Origin of the sequence: Rhodovulum iodosum (assembly GCF_041020385.1) — a bacterium.
Classification (GTDB): Bacteria; Pseudomonadota; Alphaproteobacteria; order Rhodobacterales; family Rhodobacteraceae; genus Rhodovulum; species Rhodovulum iodosum.
Window position 1 is genome coordinate 328,437 of sequence record NZ_JBEHHI010000002.1, and the last position, 16,422, is coordinate 344,858.

Annotated in this window: 14 protein-coding genes and 1 pseudogene; 13 read left to right on the forward strand and 2 right to left on the reverse strand. The window is 68.2% G+C overall.

Annotated features, from left to right (window positions below; genetic code table 11):
* Positions 1-93: 93 nt before the first annotated feature.
* From Ga0609869_RS10740 to Ga0609869_RS10790, 11 genes are all read left to right on the forward strand, one after another.
* A complete protein-coding gene (locus Ga0609869_RS10740) occupies positions 94-1,248 on the forward strand; it encodes an L-talarate/galactarate dehydratase (protein ID WP_245972346.1) in 1,155 nt (384 codons plus the stop codon).
* The gene (locus tag Ga0609869_RS10745) at positions 1,248-1,964 is read left to right on the forward strand and encodes a ribonuclease activity regulator RraA (protein ID WP_125407049.1); all 717 of its coding nucleotides are present in this window, start codon (positions 1,248-1,250) and stop codon (positions 1,962-1,964) included. The genes Ga0609869_RS10740 and Ga0609869_RS10745 overlap by 1 nt, the downstream gene beginning before the upstream one ends.
* Positions 1,965-2,115: 151 nt before the next feature.
* Positions 2,116-3,072, forward strand: coding sequence for a 2-hydroxyacid dehydrogenase (locus Ga0609869_RS10750; protein ID WP_125407051.1), 957 nt, complete (start codon positions 2,116-2,118; stop codon positions 3,070-3,072).
* A gap of 4 nt (positions 3,073-3,076) precedes the next feature.
* A complete protein-coding gene (locus Ga0609869_RS10755; RefSeq protein ID WP_125407054.1) occupies positions 3,077-4,480 on the forward strand; it encodes a hypothetical protein in 1,404 nt (467 codons plus the stop codon).
* Positions 4,481-4,593: 113 nt separating this feature from the next.
* Positions 4,594-5,634, forward strand: a complete 1,041-nt coding sequence (locus Ga0609869_RS10760) for a TRAP transporter substrate-binding protein (protein ID WP_245972348.1) — start codon at positions 4,594-4,596, stop codon at positions 5,632-5,634.
* A gap of 134 nt (positions 5,635-5,768) precedes the next feature.
* Entirely contained in the window at positions 5,769-7,844 is a 2,076-nt protein-coding gene (locus Ga0609869_RS10765; RefSeq protein WP_125407056.1) for a TRAP transporter large permease subunit, read from the forward strand.
* A 13-nt stretch (positions 7,845-7,857) separates the two neighbouring features.
* Positions 7,858-7,980, forward strand: coding sequence for a dihydroxy-acid dehydratase (locus tag Ga0609869_RS10770; protein WP_125407059.1), 123 nt, complete (start codon positions 7,858-7,860; stop codon positions 7,978-7,980).
* 14 nt (positions 7,981-7,994) lie between these two features.
* Entirely contained in the window at positions 7,995-9,728 is a 1,734-nt protein-coding gene (gene araD / locus Ga0609869_RS10775) for an L-arabinonate dehydratase (RefSeq protein ID WP_125407061.1), read from the forward strand.
* Positions 9,729-9,771: 43 nt separating this feature from the next.
* Positions 9,772-10,668, forward strand: coding sequence for a dihydrodipicolinate synthase family protein (locus tag Ga0609869_RS10780; protein ID WP_125407064.1), 897 nt, complete (start codon positions 9,772-9,774; stop codon positions 10,666-10,668).
* Positions 10,669-10,682: 14 nt separating this feature from the next.
* Entirely contained in the window at positions 10,683-11,900 is a 1,218-nt protein-coding gene (locus Ga0609869_RS10785) for a mandelate racemase/muconate lactonizing enzyme family protein (RefSeq protein ID WP_125407067.1), read from the forward strand.
* An 80-nt stretch (positions 11,901-11,980) separates the two neighbouring features.
* Positions 11,981-13,516: a UxaA family hydrolase gene (locus Ga0609869_RS10790; RefSeq protein WP_125407070.1), complete on the forward strand. Its 1,536-nt coding sequence runs from the start codon at positions 11,981-11,983 to the stop codon at positions 13,514-13,516.
* A 143-nt stretch (positions 13,517-13,659) separates the two neighbouring features.
* On the opposite strand, the gene Ga0609869_RS10795 is transcribed toward Ga0609869_RS10790, so the two are convergent.
* Together Ga0609869_RS10795 and Ga0609869_RS10800 are read right to left on the reverse strand one after the other, a co-directional pair.
* Positions 13,660-14,103, reverse strand: a complete 444-nt coding sequence (locus Ga0609869_RS10795) for a histidine phosphatase family protein (protein ID WP_369022856.1) — start codon at positions 14,101-14,103, stop codon at positions 13,660-13,662.
* A 188-nt stretch (positions 14,104-14,291) separates the two neighbouring features.
* A pseudogene (locus Ga0609869_RS10800) lies at positions 14,292-14,801 on the reverse strand (amidohydrolase family protein); the annotation flags it as partial.
* On the opposite strand from Ga0609869_RS10800, the gene Ga0609869_RS10805 reads away from it, so the two are divergent.
* Both Ga0609869_RS10805 and speB read left to right on the forward strand, forming a co-directional pair.
* Positions 14,793-15,329: a polysaccharide deacetylase family protein gene (locus tag Ga0609869_RS10805; protein ID WP_125407075.1), complete on the forward strand. Its 537-nt coding sequence runs from the start codon at positions 14,793-14,795 to the stop codon at positions 15,327-15,329. The pseudogene Ga0609869_RS10800 and the gene Ga0609869_RS10805 sit on opposite strands and share 9 nt — an antisense overlap.
* Complete coding sequence (gene speB / locus Ga0609869_RS10810) at positions 15,326-16,360, forward strand: agmatinase (RefSeq protein WP_125407078.1); 1,035 nt, start codon at positions 15,326-15,328, stop codon at positions 16,358-16,360. The genes Ga0609869_RS10805 and speB overlap by 4 nt, the downstream gene beginning before the upstream one ends.
* The last annotated feature ends 62 nt before the right edge of the window (positions 16,361-16,422 follow it).

The window sequence follows — 16,422 nt, forward strand, 5'->3', positions numbered from 1 at the left end:
GCGCAGTCCTAACCGCCGCCGCGGGTTTGGCAAGTTGCCATTACATAAATTCTAATATATCAGCTTTTCGAAAGCTACGGCAATGGTTCGATGATGAGGGGGCGGGTTTTGAAGGACCGGATCGAGGGGATCAGGCTTTCGCAGGTCTCCCAACCGTTGCGGCGGCCGGCCTCTGACGCCAAGGTCGCCACCGGGCGGCAGGTGCCGCTGACATCTGTCGAATTGCTCTGTGCCGAGATCGTGGATGCCGAAGGCCGGACCGGCACGGGCTTTACCTACACGCTGCGCGCCGGCGGCCCGGCGCTGTTCGCGCTGGCCGAAGAGATCGCGCCGATGCTGCTGGGCCGGCCTGCCGCCGACATCCCGGCGGCATGGGACATGCTGGCCTGGCGCACGATTTCGCTGGGCGCGGGCGGGGCCGCCTATCACGTTCTGGCGGCTTTCGATACCGCGCTGTGGGATCTCAAGGCCCGCCGCGCCGGGCTGCCGCTGGCGCGGCTGCTGGGGGCGTGGCGCGCGGGCGCGCGGGTCTACAATTCGGGCGGGCAGTACCTTGAGGCCTCGATCGACGAGATGCGGGGCGCGGCGCGCGCCTCGGTGGCGCGCGGCATCGGCGGGATCAAGATGAAGGTCGGCCAGCCCGACTGGCGCGAGGACATGCGCCGGATCGAGGCGGTGCGCGACGCCATCGGCCCCGACACCGCGCTGATGATCGACGCCAACCAGCAATGGACCCGCGCCGAGGCCCGCGCCTTTTGCCGGCGGGTGGACGATATGGGGCTCGCCTTCATCGAGGAGCCGCTGGAGGCGCGCGATTTCGCGGGCCACGGGGCGTTGGCGCGCGAGCTGGTCACGCCGGTGGCCACCGGCGAGATGCTGACCTCCTTCGACGAACACGCGGCGCTGGTGGCCGCGGGCGGGGCAGGGGTGCTGCAACCCGATGCGCCGCGGATCGGCGGTGTCACCCCCTTCCTGAGGGTGATGGAGCTGGCGCGGGCCAACCGCCTGACGCTGGCGCCCCATTTCGTGATGGAGCTGCATTTGCAGATGGTCGCGGCCTATCCGACCGAGGGCTGGGTCGAGTATTTCGACTGGCTGGAAGAGCTGTTCGACGAGCGGCTGGAGATCCGCGACGGGCGGATCTGGGTGCCGGACCGCCCCGGCTTCGGCCTGACGCTGTCCGACGCGGCCCGCGCCCGCACCGTATCCACGACAACGCTGGGCGCACCGCCCGAGGGAGGAACCTGATGGCATTCAACGACGAAATCCGCGACCGGCTGATGGGCGTCTCGGTGGCGACGCTGGCCACGGCGTTGTTCAAGCGCGGCCTGCGCAACCAGGTGATCCAGGACGTGCGCCCGCTGGCCGACAGGGGCCGCAACATGGTCGGGCCCGCCTTTACCCTGCGCTACATGCCCGCGCGGGAAGACCGCAACCAGCTGTCGCAATTCCGCAACCCCGACCACCCCCAGCGCAAGGCGATCGAGACCTGCCCGCCGGGCCATGTGCTGGTGATGGACAGCCGCAAGGATGCCCGCGCGGCCAGTGCCGGCGACATCCTGATTACCCGGCTGATGGTCCGCGGCGGGGCCGGGGTGGTCAGCGACGGGGGGTTTCGTGACGCGGCCACCATCGCGGGGCTCGACATTCCCGCCTATCACAGCCGGCCGTCCTCACCCACCAACCTGACCCTGCACGAGGCGATCGACATCGACGTTCCCATCGGTTGCGGCGATGTTGCGGTGTTTCCCGGCGATATCGTGGTCGGCGACGCCGACAATGTCATCGTCATCCCCGCCCATCTGGCCGACGAGGTCTCGGCCGAGGCGGTGGAAATGACCGCCTACGAGGATTTCGTTGTCGAAGAGGTCCGGGCCGGGGCGACGATCATCGGCCTTTATCCCGCGACGCGGGACGAAAACCTCGCCCGGTTCGAGGAATGGCGCAAGGCCAACGGCCGCTGAGCCCGTGCGATGGCCGCGGTCAAGGCGCGCGGTGTCGGACACGCCTGCGGGGCGGGAGCCGAGACCGCTTGCGCAGCCCTGCAGCGGGGGGTCTACTGCGCTGTGACTGCGAGGAGATCGAGATGCTGCACAAGCTGACCAAGGGCCGCCGATGACCGCGCCCCGGGTCGCGCTTCTGGAGGCCTTCGGCCCCGACCTTCGGGCCACCGTCGCCGGGATCGTCGGTCCGGGCCTCGACATGCGCTACCCCGTCAGCAACAGCGAGGCGGACCGCGCGGCGGCGCTGGCCGAGGCCGATTATGCGGTGGTGCGGTCGGTCAAGATGACGCCCGCGCTGCTGGACAGCGCGCCGCGGCTGAAGGCGATCCACCAGTGGGGCACCGGGACCGACGGCATCCCCGTGGCCGAGGCGGCTTCCCGCGGCATCCTCGTGGCGCGCAGCCCGGGGATGAACGCACCCACCGTGGCGGACCACACCGTCGGGCTGATGCTGGCCGTGCTCAAGCGTATCTGCGTGGGCGACGCGCGGATGCGCGCGGGCGCATGGATGGAGCCCGACATTTACGCCCGCGGCCGCGACCTGAACGGCGCGCGGGTCGGGCTGGTGGGCTATGGCGCAACCGGGCAACTGGTCGCCCGGCGGCTGGCGGGGTTCGATTGCGACGTGGTCTATACGCGGCCCTCGGGGCCGGTCGAGGGCGCGCCGGGGTTCGTGCCGTTCGACGCGTTGATCGGCGCGGTCGATATCCTCAGCCTGCACCTGCCGCTGACCGCGCGGACCCGCCACCTGATTGACGCCGCCACCATCGCCCGGATGCGGCCGGGCACGGTGCTGATCAACATGGCCCGCGGCGGGGTGGTGGATCAGGCGGCGCTGCTGGCGGCGCTGGAAACGGGCCATCTGGGCGGCGCCGGGCTCGACACGTTCGAGCCCGAGCCGCTGCCGGCCGGCCATCCGCTGCTGAACGCCCCGAACACGGTGCTGACGCCCCATATCGGCGGCGGCACGCGGGAAAATTTCGAGCGTCTGGTGCGGCACTGGTCGGCCAATCTCATCGCCCATGCGGCGGGGCGCGAGATCGACCCGCGCGATCTTGTGACCGGTTAGGCGCATGTCCGCACGCTCGCCGCGCGATCTCTGGAACAAGGCCATCGCGGCCACCCTGCTGGCCACGATGGCGCTGGTGCTGGCGGCACGATTGTTCGCCTCGGACGCGCTTTGGCATCTGGCCTGGGGTGCGGTGGCGGCGACGCTTTTTTGCACCGCGCCGCGGCTGCGGCTGCGCGAGTTCTACCTGCTGGCGCTCAGCCTGGTCATCGCCGCGGTCGTCTGGGCCACGCGCGAGGACCGGGTCGAGATCCTGACCGCGGCGCTTGATCAGGCGGGGTTTTTGATGGTGTTCATATTGCTGCTGGCGCTCTTGCGCGAGGCGGCGGTGACCTCGCCCTCGGTGGGGGAACTGGGCGCCTTTCTGACCCGTCAGCCCGCCGGGCGCCGCTATGCCGCGCTCTATTCGGGCACGGCCTTCATGGCGGTGATCTTCAACATCGGGGTCGTGTCCTTCCTGGTGCCGCTGATCCAGCGGGGCATCGCCCGGGCCAACACGACCGACGGGCGCGACGCCATCCGCGAGCGGCGGCAGATCAGCGCCATGCTGCGCGGCTTTGCGTGGAGCGTGATCTGGTCGCCGACCGCGCTGGCGCCGCTTGCGCTGATGGAGCTGATCCCCGGCGTCGACCGTCTGCGCTGGATCGGCTGGGGCCTTGTCGTCTTCGCGCTGGTCCTGGCGCTTGGCTGGGCCGAGGAACGCTGGCGCTTTCGCGCGTACCGCCCCACCGGCGCGATCCGGCCGCTGCCGATGCCGCCCGCGGCCGCCGCGCGTTTCGCCGCGTCCTGCGGGTGGCTCTTGGGTCTGTCTTGGATCATCGCGGAACTGAGGGGCGAAAGCGTGGTCTTCGGGCTGATGGTGTCGTGCCCGATCATGCTGGTGGGCTGGCTCGTCGCCCAGAACGGGATCGGCCCGACCGGGCGCCGCGCCACCGCGGCGCGGCTGCGCGAGATACTGATCGACACGATCCCCGCCAGCGGCCCCATCGCGGTGACGCTGGCCGCGTCGGGCTTTCTGGGCCGCGCGGGGGCAGGGGTTGTGCCGGGCGATGCGCTGGTCGCGGCGCTGCATCTCGACACGATGCCCGACTGGATGTTGCTGGCGGCGATCCCGGTGGTGCTGAGCCTGTTCAGCCTGCTGGCCTTCTCGCCGATCATGATGGCGATCTTTTTCGGCAGCCTGTTCGGCGGGCTGACCGAGATGCCTGCAGACCCCACGCTGATCGCGCTGGCCATTTCCTGCGGCTGGGCGCTGTCGATGACGTTTTCGCCCTTTGCGACGGTGGTGCTGCTGATCCAGCGGATCAGCGGTATCCCGGCTTTGCGGCTCACCCTGGGCTGGAACGTGGCGTTCACGGTCCTTTCGGCGGCTCTGCTCGCCGTGTTCTTCGCCGCGATCCGGCCCTGAGGGTCGGCAGTACGCTTGCGCGAAAAGTTCCACTAATATATTAGACAATCAGTTGGGGCGGGGCGGCATTCTGTCACGGATCCCCAAGGGAAAACCGAAATCGGGAGGAACCTATGAAATTCAATGCAATGGCCAGGCTCGCCACGACGGCAGTGCTGGCGGCGGGTATGGGAATCGTTGCCACGGGCGCCATGGCGGCGGACCGGGTGCTCAAGATCCAGACCTCGTCGAACGCCAGCCACGCGTCGCTTGCTTATCTCAACGAGGAATGGGTTCCGAAGCTGGAGACGCTGACCGGCGGCGCGCTGACCGTCGAGCTGTTGCCGGTCGACGCGGTGGTGCCGCGCCGTGAGACCGCCGAGGCGATCAGCGTCGGCATCCTCGACGGCGACCTCACCTCGATCAACTATTTCGCGGGCGTCGACCCGGCCTTCGCACTGATGGGCGACCTGATCGCGGGCTATGACAGCGCCGACCAGATTCAGGCCTTCTGCGCCCAGGGCGGCGGCAAGGAGATGCTGCAAAAGCTTTTCGACACCCATTTCGAGGGGGTGCACGTCGTGGGCTGCGGCGCCTATGCGCGCGAGGCCTTCGTCTCGAAGGTGCCGGTCAACGGGGTTGAGGACCTGGCCGGCCTGAAGATCCGCTCGCCCGAGGGGCTGGCCGCCGACGTGTTCAAGCGCGCGGGCGCGGCGCCCGTGTCGATGTCGGGCTCGGAAACCTACGGCGCGCTTGAGAAGGGCGTGATCGACGCGGCCGACAACTCGGCCTACGCCAACAACGACGCCAACGGGATGCACAAGATCGCCAAGTATCCGATCTTCCCCGGCATTCACTCCACCCCGATCCTGCAATTCACCGTGTCCCAGCAGGTGTGGGACGAGCTGTCCGAGCAGGAGCAGGTGGCGCTCGAGGTCTGGTATCTGGCCGCCTATAACGGGCTGCGCCAGTATTTCGACCGGCTCGACCGTCAGCTCGTGGCCCGCGACAAGGCCGCCGGCGAGTTGACCATCATCGACTGGCCCCAGGCAGAGCGCGACAAGCTGCGGGCGATCGCGCAGGAGGCCTGGTCCGACTTCGCCGCCCAGTCCGACCTCGCGCAAGAGGTCTACGACGCGCATGTGAAGTTCATGAAAGAGGCCGGTTTGCTCTAGGCGAGCGGGCCGACAACGGCGCGCCCGCCCGCCAAGACGGCGGGCGCGCCTCCGGGCCATGCGGGGCCTGACACGAAATCCGGGGATAGCTGCGCCCGCCCGGCCGGGCCGGGCGACGAGGGGGAGCGACAGCGATGACGCGCGACTACGAGGCAAGGCTCGCCGATACCGATATCGACATCGGTGCCCAGGACCCCCTGCACGAAGACGCCGACCTTCCCCGGTCAGATTACACGGTGGTCGAACATATCAGCCACCTGACGGGCATTGCCGTCTCGGTCTTCTATTTCATCGCCGCGCTCGCCACGCTTTACGAGGTGTTCTCGCGCTACCTGCTGAACGCGCCGACCTACTGGGCGTTCGAGACGGTGATGGTGATGGTCGCCGCCGCCTGGATGCTGTCGGCGGGCTATGTCACCCTGAAAAAGCGTCACATCGCAATCACCGTGTTCCACATCATGGCCAGCACCCGTCAGCGATGGTGGCTGGATCTCTTCGCCATGATCGTGGGTGTCGTTGCGCTCTACATGCTGCTGACCGACGCCACGATCCGCGCCTATGTCAGCATCGGGCGGGTCGAGAAATCGGGATCGGCCTTCAACTCGCCGCTGCCGATGATGATGAAATCGCTGATGGTGATCGGCGCCTTCATGTACCTGGCGCAACTGATGATGAACCTGCACCGCCACGTTCAGGCCGCCTGGCTGAAGCATCTGGTCAAGTTCGTCGGTGCCTATTTCATCGTCTACTTCGTCTCGGGCTTTCTGGCGCACTTCTTCGATTTCTCGATCGCCAACGCCTTTTCCGGTTTCGTCTCGGACATCGGCAAGGCGCTGGACCCGTCCGCGGCGCTGAACATGCGCGACATGGATCTCGGCACGGTCTCGCTCATCATGGTGCTGCTGCTGGTGGCGCTGATGATGACGGGGATGCCGCTGGGCATCGTGACGCTGATCGTCTCGGTGATCATGGCAGTGGCGTTTTTCGGGCCGCGGGGCTTGTTCCTGGTCTCGTCGAACGCCGTGGGGCTTTTGGAACATTACAGCCTCGTCGCGGTGCCCTTCTTCGTGCTGATGGCCTCTATCCTCGAACGCGCGGGCATCGCCGAGGACCTGTTCGACGCGATGTCGATCTTCGCCGGCAACCTGCGCGGCGGCGTGGCGGTGCAGACCACCGTGGTCGCGGTGATCCTCGCGGCCATGTCGGGCGTGATGGGCGGCGAGATTGTGATGCTGGGCCTCGTGGCGCTGCCGCAGATGTTCCGCCTCGGCTATGACCGGAAGATCACCATCGGCCTGATCTGCGCCTCGGGCGCGCTGGCCACGCTGATCCCGCCCTCGATCATCATGATCGTCTACGGCCTGTCGGCCGAGGTGGGTATCGGCGATCTGTTCATGGCCGGCGCGATTCCGGGCATCATGCTGGCGGTCTTTTATGCCGGGTACGTGCTGATCCGCGTGAACCTCGACCATTCGCTGGCCCCGACCGCTGCCGAGGTGGCCGCGATGACCGGGACCGAGCAGAAGCTCTCGCGCGAGCGGCTGACGGCGGTGATCCTGTGCATCCTGCTGATCGCCGCGGTCATGGGCTCGATCTATGGCGGCGTCGCCTCGGTGACCGAGGCCGCGGCGGTGGGCTGCATCGGCGCGATGCTCGTGGCCGCGGTGCGCCACAAGTTCAAGTGGGACGTGGTCTCGGCCGCGTGTCTGGGCACCATGACCACGGTCGGCACGATCATCTGGCTGGTGCTGGGCGCGGTCAGCTTCGTGGGCATCTTCAATCTGGTGGGCGGCGGCGATTTCATGCGCTCGCTCTTTCTCGACCTCGGGCTCAGCGCGCTGGGCACGATCCTGGTGATGATGCTGATCCTGATGGTGCTGGGCACCTTCATGGAATGGATCGCCATCGTGCTGATCACCGTGCCGGTCTTCGCGCCGGTGGTGATGACGCTGGCGCCCGACCTGGGCCTGACCGAGGATCAGGCGAAGATCTGGTTCGGCATCCTGTTCGTGATGAACATCCAGATCTACTTCCTGTCGCCGCCCTTCGGCCCGGCCTGTTTCTGGCTGAAATCCGTGGCGCCCAAGGATGTGACCCTGCAAGAAATCTTCCTCTCGGTGCTGCCCTTCATCGGTCTGCAGATCGCGGGGCTCTTGCTGGTGATGTTCTTCCCGCAGATCGCGCTTTTCCTGCCCGAACTGCTGAACTGAGGAGACAGACGAGATGATCGGACGCGACTCCCGAGACGACATCGACGGCTACGGCCCCTGGCCCTGGATCGGAGGGCTGGTTCTGGCCGGGGTCATCGCCGCCCTGATGTTCGTTTTAGCAACCCCGATTTCCTGACGAGGAGCCCGGCCTTGACCAAGAAACGCCCCCAGGACCTTCGCTCGGCGCGCTGGTTCGCCCCCGACGACCTGCGCTCGTTCGGGCACCGGTCGCGCGCCATGCAGATGGGCCTGTCCCGCGAGGACTGGGAGGGCAAGCCGGTCATCGCGATCCTCAACACCTGGTCCGAGGCGCAGCCCTGCCACATGCATTTCCGCGACCGGGCGGAGTTCATCAAGAAGGGCATCCTGCAGGCGGGCGGCATGCCGATGGAGATCCCGACGCATTCGCTGTCGGAGAGTTTCCTCAAACCCACCTCGATGCTTTACCGCAACCTCGCGGCGATGGATGTCGAGGAACAGCTGCGCGCCCACCCGGTGGACGGCGCGGTGCTGATGGGCGGCTGCGACAAGTCCACGCCGGCGCTGGTGATGGGCGCGGTCTCGGCCGGGCTGCCGTTCCTTTACATGCCGGCGGGGCCGATGCTGCGCGGCAATTTTGCGGGTCAGGCGCTGGGCTCGGGCACCGATGGCTGGAAGTATTGGGACGAGCGCCGCGCGGGCACCATCACCGACGAACAGTGGCATGGCGTGGAGGGCGGCATCGCGCGCTCTTACGGGCATTGCATGACGATGGGCACCGCCAGCACGATGACCGCGATTGCCGAGGCGCTGGGCCTTTGCCTGCCCGGGGCCTCGTCGATCCCTGCGCCGGATGCGGGCCACCAGCGCATGGCCGCCGCCTGCGGCCGCCGCGCGGTCGAGATGGTGTGGGAGGACCTGACGCCCGACAAGGTGCTGACCGAGGCCGCGGTGCGCAATGCCGTGACCGTGGCCATGGCCACGGGCTGTTCCACCAACGCCATCATCCACCTCATCGCCATGGCGCGCCGGGCCGGCATTGCCCTGACGCTTGCCGATCTCGACGCCATCGGCCGCACCACGCCGGTCATCGCCAATGTACGCCCCTCGGGGCAGGGCTACCTGATGGAGGATTTCTACTACGCCGGCGGTTTGCGCGCCCTGATGAAAGAGCTGGGCGACAAGCTGCATCTGGGCGCGATCACCGTGACCGGACGGCCCATCGGCGAGGGGCTGGACGAGGCGCAGAACTTCAACCCCGATGTGATCCGGCCGCTTTCGAACCCGGTCTATCACGAGGGATCGCTCGCGGTGCTGAAGGGCAACCTTGCGCCCGATGGCGCGGTGATCAAGCCCGCCGCGATGACCCCCGATTTCTATAGCCATACCGGCCCCGCGCTGGTCGCCGACAGCTATGACGAGCTGAAGGCCATCGTCGACGACGAGCACCACCCGATGACGCCCGACACCGTGCTGGTGCTCAGGAACGCCGGTCCGCAGGGCGGGCCGGGGATGCCCGAATGGGGCATGCTGCCGATGCCACGGGCGCTGCTGAAACAGGGGCACCGCGACATGGTGCGCCTGTCGGATGCGCGCATGTCGGGCACCAGCTACGGCGCCTGCATCCTGCATGTGGCGCCCGAGGCCTATATCGGCGGGCCTCTGGCGCTCTTGAAAACCGGCGACAGCGTCACCCTCGACGTGCCCGGACGCCGCCTCGACATGGAGGTCAGCGCGCAAGAAATCGCCGCCCGCCGCGCCGCCTGGACGCCGCCGCCGCCGCGCTATGAGCGCGGCTATGGCGCGATGTTCGCCCGCCACGTGGAACAGGCCGACAAGGGCTGCGATTTCGACTTTCTGCGCACCGATTACGGCGGCCCGGCGCCCGAGCCGGAAATCCATTGACGCGCGGGGCCGCGACGACCTAACCCAGCCAGGAGGGCACCGCATGAGCCATGACATCCGCACCGCCCTGACCGGCATTTCCGGTATCCTCGTCACCCCCTATGACGCCGGCGGCGCCGTCGCGCCCGCCCGCCTCGGCCCGGTGATCGACAGGGCCATCGGCGCCGGGGTCGATATCCTGGTGGCCAACGGCAACACCGGCGAGTTCTACGCGCTGGACGAGGCCGAGGCGGCGGCGATGTGCGCCGCGATCGTCGACCGGGTGGACGGCCGGGTGCCGGTCTTCGCCGGCATCGGGCGCGGCATCGCCGAGGCCGGGCGCGCCGCGCGCCATGCCCGCGCCGCCGGGGCCGATGCACTGATGATCCACCAGACGCCGGACCCCTTTGTCGCCCCGCGCGGGTACGAAGAATACGTGCGCCGCGTGGTCGATGCGGGCGACGGGCTGCCCGCGATGCTGTATCTGCGCAACGACGCGATGGGGCCCGACGCCATCGCCCGGCTGACCGGCATCGCGGGCGTCGCCGGCGTGAAATGGGCCACGCCCAACCCGATGACGCTGGCCCGCGCCATCGCCGCGTCGGACCCGTCGGTGATCTGGGTCGGGGGGCTGGCCGAGGTCTGGGCGCCGCCGCTCTGCGCGGTGGGGGCGCAGGGCTTCACCTCGGGTCTGATCAATGTCTGGCCCGAGCGGTCGGTCGCCATCCGCGACGCGCTGAGGACGGGGGATTTCGGCGAGGCCAACCGCCTGATCGCGGGGATGCGCACCTTCGAGGATATCCGCGCCGAAGAGATGGGCGGCGCAAACGTGACCGGCGTCAAGGCGGCGCTGGCGCTGATCGGGCAGGATTGCGGCGCCGTGCGCCCGCCCGGCGCCTGGCCGCTCAGCGAAGGGCAGGGCGCACGCCTGCGGGCATTTCTTGAAGCCAACGGGTTTTGAACTGAGGGCCGACCATGTCTGCGATCACCTGCATCCGCACCATACGCATCGACGAACGGCCCAACCTGATCTGGGTCGAGATCGACACCGACGAGGGGCTGACCGGTCTGGGCGAGGGGTTTCGCGGCACGCAGGCCATCGAGGCGGTGATCCACGAACAGCTTGCACCGTGGCTGATGGGCCGCGACAGCCGCCATATCGAGGCGATCGCGCGCCACATGCTGACGCCGACCGTGGGCTTTAACAGCTCCAGCGCCGAGGTGCGGGGCGCGGCGGCCATCGACATGGCGCTGTGGGATCTCGCCGGCCAGCGCCACGGCATCCCGGTGCATGAGGCGCTGGGCGGGGCCTCGCGCCTCGAAATACCGGCCTACAACACCTGCGCGGGCTACAGCTACAACAGCGGCGGCACGCGCGGCGGCCGGGTGATGGGCAACCGGCAGATCGGCGCGGGGGACGTGTCGCAAGGCCCCTATGACGACCAGCTCGCCTTCATGCGGGACGCCGGGGCCTTGGCCGAGAGCCTTGTCTCGGAAGGGTACAGGGCGATGAAGATCTGGCCCTTCGACATCTACGCCGCGGCGACCGGCGGGCAGATGATCTCGCTGCCCGATCTCAAGGCCGGGCTCGCGCCGTTTGCGAAGATCCGCAAGGCGGTCGGCGACGATATCGAGGTGATGTGCGAGTTGCACAGCCTTTGGGGCAGCCATGCCGCGACCCGCATCTGCCGCGCGCTGGAGGACTACAACGTCTTCTGGGCCGAAGACCCGATCGGAAAGATGGACGACGCCGCCGCGCTGGCCGACCTGCGCCGGGCCACGTCCACGCCGATCTGCGGCAGCGAGACCCTGGGCGGGGCGGTTCGGTTCCGCGACCTGCTGGCGGCGGGGGCGCTCGACGTGGTGATGGTCGATATCGACTGGTGCGGGGGGCTGACCGAGGCGCGCAAGATCGCGGCGCTGGCCGAGGTTTACGCCAAGCCGCTGGCGCCGCACGATTGCACCGGGCCGGTCGCGCTGATGGCCGGGCTGCACCTGGCGCTGCACGCGCCCACGGCGATCTACCAGGAGGTGGTGCGCGCGACGCTCTCGACCTGGTACCGCGAGCTGGTGACGGAGCTGCCGGTCATCGAAAACGGCATGGTCAAGGCCCCCACGGCACCCGGCCTCGGCACGGCGCTTTCGCCCGCGGTGGCACAACGGCCCGATGCCGTCGTGCGCGCGCATGGATGAGACCGGATCGCCGGTGAGAGAAGGTGCGACGCAATTGATGGGGCGCAAACCCCCGCGACCTTGCAGACCATAGGATCACGATGACCGATACACCGAGCCCCAATCCGACCATCCGCCTGGATGCCGCCGACAACGTGGTCGTGGCGCGGGCGGATATTGCGAAGGGCACGCAGATCGCGGCGGAGCGGGTGACCGCGTTGCAGGACATCCCCCTCGGCCACAAGATCGCGACCCGTCCGATCGCCAAGGGCGAGGCGGTGAAGAAATACGACACCATCATCGGCTTTGCCGGCGCGGATATCGTGCCGGGAACCTGGCTTCACAGCCACAACGTGCTGATGGACGCGTTCCAGAAGGATTACCGCTTTGCCGAGGACTACATCGCGCCCAATCTGCTGGCGCCCGATGAGCGGGCCACCTTCATGGGGTACCGGCGCAGCGACGGGCGCGTGGGCACGCGCAACCATATCGGCATCTTCATCACCGTGAACTGCGCGGCCACCGTGGCCCGCAAGATCAGCGCCTATTTCGACGACGAACGCCTGGCCGATTACCCGAATGTCGACGGCGTGGTGGCCTTCATCCACCAGCAGGGCTGCGGCATGGAGATGACGGGCGAACCGATGGACCTGCTGCGGCGCACGCTTGCCGGTTATATCCGCCATCCCAATATCGCGGGCGCGCTGGTCTGTTCGCTCGGCTGCGAGCGCAACAATCTCGGCGTCTTTTTCGAAGAGCAGGGCCTTGAGACGGGCAAGATGCTGCGCACGGTGACGATGCAGGACATCGGCGGCACGCGCGCCGCGGTGGAAAAGGGCAAGGCCGTCATCCGCGAGATGCTGGAAGAGGCCAACCGCATCGCGCGCACGGCATGCAGCGCCGAGCATCTGACGATCGGCCTGCAATGCGGCGGGTCGGACGGGTTTTCGGGGCTGTCGGCCAACCCAGCCCTTGGCAAGGCCGTCGATATCCTCGTGCGCCATGGCGGAACGGCGATCCTGTCTGAAACGCCGGAACTTTACGGGGTGGAACACACCCTGACCGCGCGCGCCAAATCAAAAGCGGTCGGGCAGGCGTTTCTCGACCGCATCGGCTGGTGGCTGGACTACAGCGAGGGGCGCGATACCCAGATCAACGGCCGCGTCAGCCCGGGCAACAACGCCGGCGGGCTGGCCAACATCATCGAAAAGGCGCTGGGCGGCTCCAAGAAGGGCGGATCGACCGGCATCAACGCGGTCTATCGATATGCCTGCCCGGTCACGGAAAAGGGCCTCGTGATCATGGACACGCCCGGCTACGACCCGGTTTCGGCCACCGGCCAGATCGCGGGCGGGGCGAATTTGATCTGCTTCACGACAGGGCGGGGGTCCTGTTTCGGCTCTTACCCCGCGCCGACGGTCAAGCTGGCGACCAATACGCCGATGTTTCAGCGGATGCAGGGCGACATGGACATCAATTGCGGCCCCGTGGTCGACGGTGAGATGACGCTCGACGAGATGGGAGAGGCGATCTTCGCCACGATCCTCGCCGTCGCAAGCGGCGCGCAATCGAAATCCGAGGCGCTGGGCGTCGGCGAGGAAGAATTCGCCCCCTGGCAGATCGGCGTGCTTGCCTGACAGGTCTCATGCCGGAAAAGCGCGGGCCACGTGGCGTCCGGCCCCCGCGTGGGGCAGGTCGCGGACGGTCCGGGGTTCGGTCCGTTGGTCCCGTGAAACAGCGTGCCGCCGCTGTTGTCGGCATGCGCATGTCCGCGCGAACGCTATGGCGCGATGGCGATGCTGCCCAGAACGTCGATGCGCCCGCCCCGTGGCACGATCACCAGAACCTCGCCCGACCGGGTCGTTCGCCCGGTCAGCGCGGCGATATTGACCTGGTGGGTGACCAGCATCAGGCGGCCTTCGGTGGCCGCGATCAATTCGCGGGTCTCGGCTGTTTGTCGGTCTCGGCTGGAAAAATCGCCGAAAAAAGAGTTGAGCGGCGGCGCTTCGACGACCGGGCCGAGGTCGAGGAGTTCGGCGGTCTCGCGCGTGCGGCACCACTGGCTTGTCAGCACCACGTCGAAAGAAACCCCGCGCGCGCGAAACCCCTCGCCGACGGCGCGGGCCTGGGCGCGGCCCTGCGCGTCGAGATTGCGCTGTGTCGCGCAATCCTGAAGGTCGAAATCGGCCGGGTCGCCGGTGCCGGGGGCCAGGGCGTGCCGCATGATCGCGATCGACCCCGGCTGCGCGAGGGCGTCCCAATCGTCGGCCCAGGCAAGCCCGGGAACAAGGCAAAGCAGAAAAAGGAAATGTCGCATGCCGAAGAGCTATGCCGCGCGGTGCGCACGTCCAGTGGCCGCGCGAGGCGGCCGCGCGGACAGGCGCGGCAGGTCTTCAGGGCCATGGGCCGCGATCAGAACCCGGCGTCGAGACCGCGGGTTTCGGGCTGTGCCCGACACACGACCCGGCCGCCCGAAATGACCCAGAGCCGCGACGGCCTGAGGCGCAGTGCCTCGATCGGGTCGGGTGCGTCCAGGATGACGAGGCTCGCCCGCTTGCCCGGTGCCAGTCCGAAATCCCGCCCCATGATCTCGGCCGGCGTGCGCGTGACCATGTCGAGGGCGGCGCGCATCGCGTCGGGCGCGGTCATCAGCGCCACGTGCAGCCCCATATGGGCCACCTCCAGCATGTCGCCAGAGCCTAGCGGATACCACGGGTCGCGCACGCAATCCTGCCCCAAGGCCACCGTCACCCCCGCCGCGCGCAGTTCGGACACGCGGGTCAGGCCGCGCCGCTTGGGGTAGCTGTCCATCCGGCCCTGGAGGGTGATGTTGGTCGGCGGGGTGGGAATGGCCGCGACCCTGGCCTCTGCGATCAGCGGGATCAGCTTGGCGACGTAAAAATTGTCCATCGCGTGCGACGATCCCTTCGCGTGGGGCATTCGGACGAGCGCGAGGCCGAGCTCTTTTTCAGGGCGATGGATGCCCATGTGCGGATGACCGGCCGCAAGCCGCGGGGCTACCGCGCGCCGGTCTACAACGCCACGCCCGCCGTGATCGGCCGCCTGACGGCCGACGAGATGCCCTATCTGCTGACGGCGCCGGGGGGCGAGCTGATCGAGCTGCCGGCGCATTGGGGCAACGACGATTGGCCGCCCTTTGCCCATTTCGAGGAAATCGGATACCTGATGCCGGTCCGCGCGCTCGCGGACGGCATTCGCGGGTTTGCCGATGAATTCGATGCGACGCGCGCGGTCGGCGGGTTCTGGATGCCGGTGCTGCATCCGTTCCTGACCGACCGGCTGGCCCGCTGGGCGGCAATGGAGCAATGGCTGGAAAACGTCCTTGCCGAGGGCGATACTTGGCTCGCCCCGATGGAGCAGATCGCCCGCCACGCCCGGGACCACCACGATCTGCAGCGGGTGGATGACATCTCGGAGGTGAACCCATGATCCCCATCGATCCCGATTACCTGCCCGTCTCGGGGCTGGAGGTGCCGCGTTTCGCCGGCATCGCCTCGGTCATGCGGCTGCCGCTGCGCCGGCTGGACGCGCCCAAAGCGGCCGAGATCGGGTTTCTCGGCGTGCCGTGGGACAGTGGCACTACGAACCGCCCGGGCGCGCGCCACGGGCCGCGGGCCTTGCGCGATGCCTCGACCATGATCCGCATGGTCAACCAGGCCACGCGCGTCGCCCCGTTCCACACCGCCCGCTGCGCCGATTTCGGCGACGCCACGGTCAACCTGACCGATATTGAACACACGCTGGCCCTCGTCGCCGATCAGTTCGCCCGCCTGGACGCGGCCGGCGTGGCGCCGGTCATGATGGGCGGCGACCATTTGATGAGCCTGCCCCTGCTGCGCGCCATGGCCAAGGACGGCCCGCTCGGATTCGTCCATTTCGACGCGCATACGGATCTCTTCGACAGCTATTTCGGGGGCGTGCGCTACACGCATGGCACGCCCTTTCGCCGCGCGGTGGAAGAGGGGCTGCTCGACCCGTCGCGGATGGTCCAGATCGGCATCCGCGGCACGACCTATGACGGCGAGGACCGCGCCTTTGCCGCCGCGAACGGCATTCGCATCGTTTCGATCGAGGAGTTCCGCGCGCGCGGCGCCGATGACGTGATGGCCGAAGCGCGGGACATCGTGGGCGGCACGCGCGTGCATCTTTCTTTCGATATTGATGCCATCGACCCGGCCTTGGCGCCGGGCACCGGCACGCCCGAGATCGGGGGCTTCACCGCCTACGAGGCACAACACATGCTGCGCACGCTCGACGGCCTCGATATCGTCTCGGCCGATCTGGTCGAGGTCGCGCCGCCCTTCGACCCGTCGGGCACGACCGCCTGGATCGGCGCCTCGCTGCTATTCGAGATACTTTGTATCGTCGCAGGTGCGACCGCACGACGGCATGGCCGCAAGACCATCGTCTGCGACGCCATTCCAGAGGCCGGCGCCCTCGGGGGCACCGGGCCAAATTAGGACGCGCCGGTCGGTATCAGGGCCTCGTCGGCGCGTCGGGCCGTCGCGCCGCTTTGCAGGGG

Bases quoted from the DNA above. Each gene is read 5' to 3' on its own strand.
- Ga0609869_RS10740 (WP_245972346.1), top strand. From the start codon at position 94: ATGAGGGGGCGGGTTTTGAAGGACCGGATCGAGGGGATCAGGCTTTCG.
- Ga0609869_RS10745 (WP_125407049.1), top strand. From the start codon at position 1,248: ATGGCATTCAACGACGAAATCCGCGACCGGCTGATGGGCGTCTCGGTG.
- Ga0609869_RS10750 (WP_125407051.1), top strand. From the start codon at position 2,116: ATGACCGCGCCCCGGGTCGCGCTTCTGGAGGCCTTCGGCCCCGACCTT.
- Ga0609869_RS10755 (WP_125407054.1), top strand. From the start codon at position 3,077: ATGTCCGCACGCTCGCCGCGCGATCTCTGGAACAAGGCCATCGCGGCC.
- Ga0609869_RS10760 (WP_245972348.1), top strand. From the start codon at position 4,594: ATGAAATTCAATGCAATGGCCAGGCTCGCCACGACGGCAGTGCTGGCG.
- Ga0609869_RS10765 (WP_125407056.1), top strand. From the start codon at position 5,769: ATGACGCGCGACTACGAGGCAAGGCTCGCCGATACCGATATCGACATC.
- Ga0609869_RS10770 (WP_125407059.1), top strand. From the start codon at position 7,858: ATGATCGGACGCGACTCCCGAGACGACATCGACGGCTACGGCCCCTGG.
- Ga0609869_RS10780 (WP_125407064.1), top strand. From the start codon at position 9,772: ATGAGCCATGACATCCGCACCGCCCTGACCGGCATTTCCGGTATCCTC.
- Ga0609869_RS10785 (WP_125407067.1), top strand. From the start codon at position 10,683: ATGTCTGCGATCACCTGCATCCGCACCATACGCATCGACGAACGGCCC.
- Ga0609869_RS10790 (WP_125407070.1), top strand. From the start codon at position 11,981: ATGACCGATACACCGAGCCCCAATCCGACCATCCGCCTGGATGCCGCC.
- Ga0609869_RS10795 (WP_369022856.1), bottom strand. From the start codon at position 14,103: ATGCGGCACGCCCTGGCCCCCGGCACCGGCGACCCGGCCGATTTCGAC.
- speB (WP_125407078.1), top strand. From the start codon at position 15,326: ATGATCCCCATCGATCCCGATTACCTGCCCGTCTCGGGGCTGGAGGTG.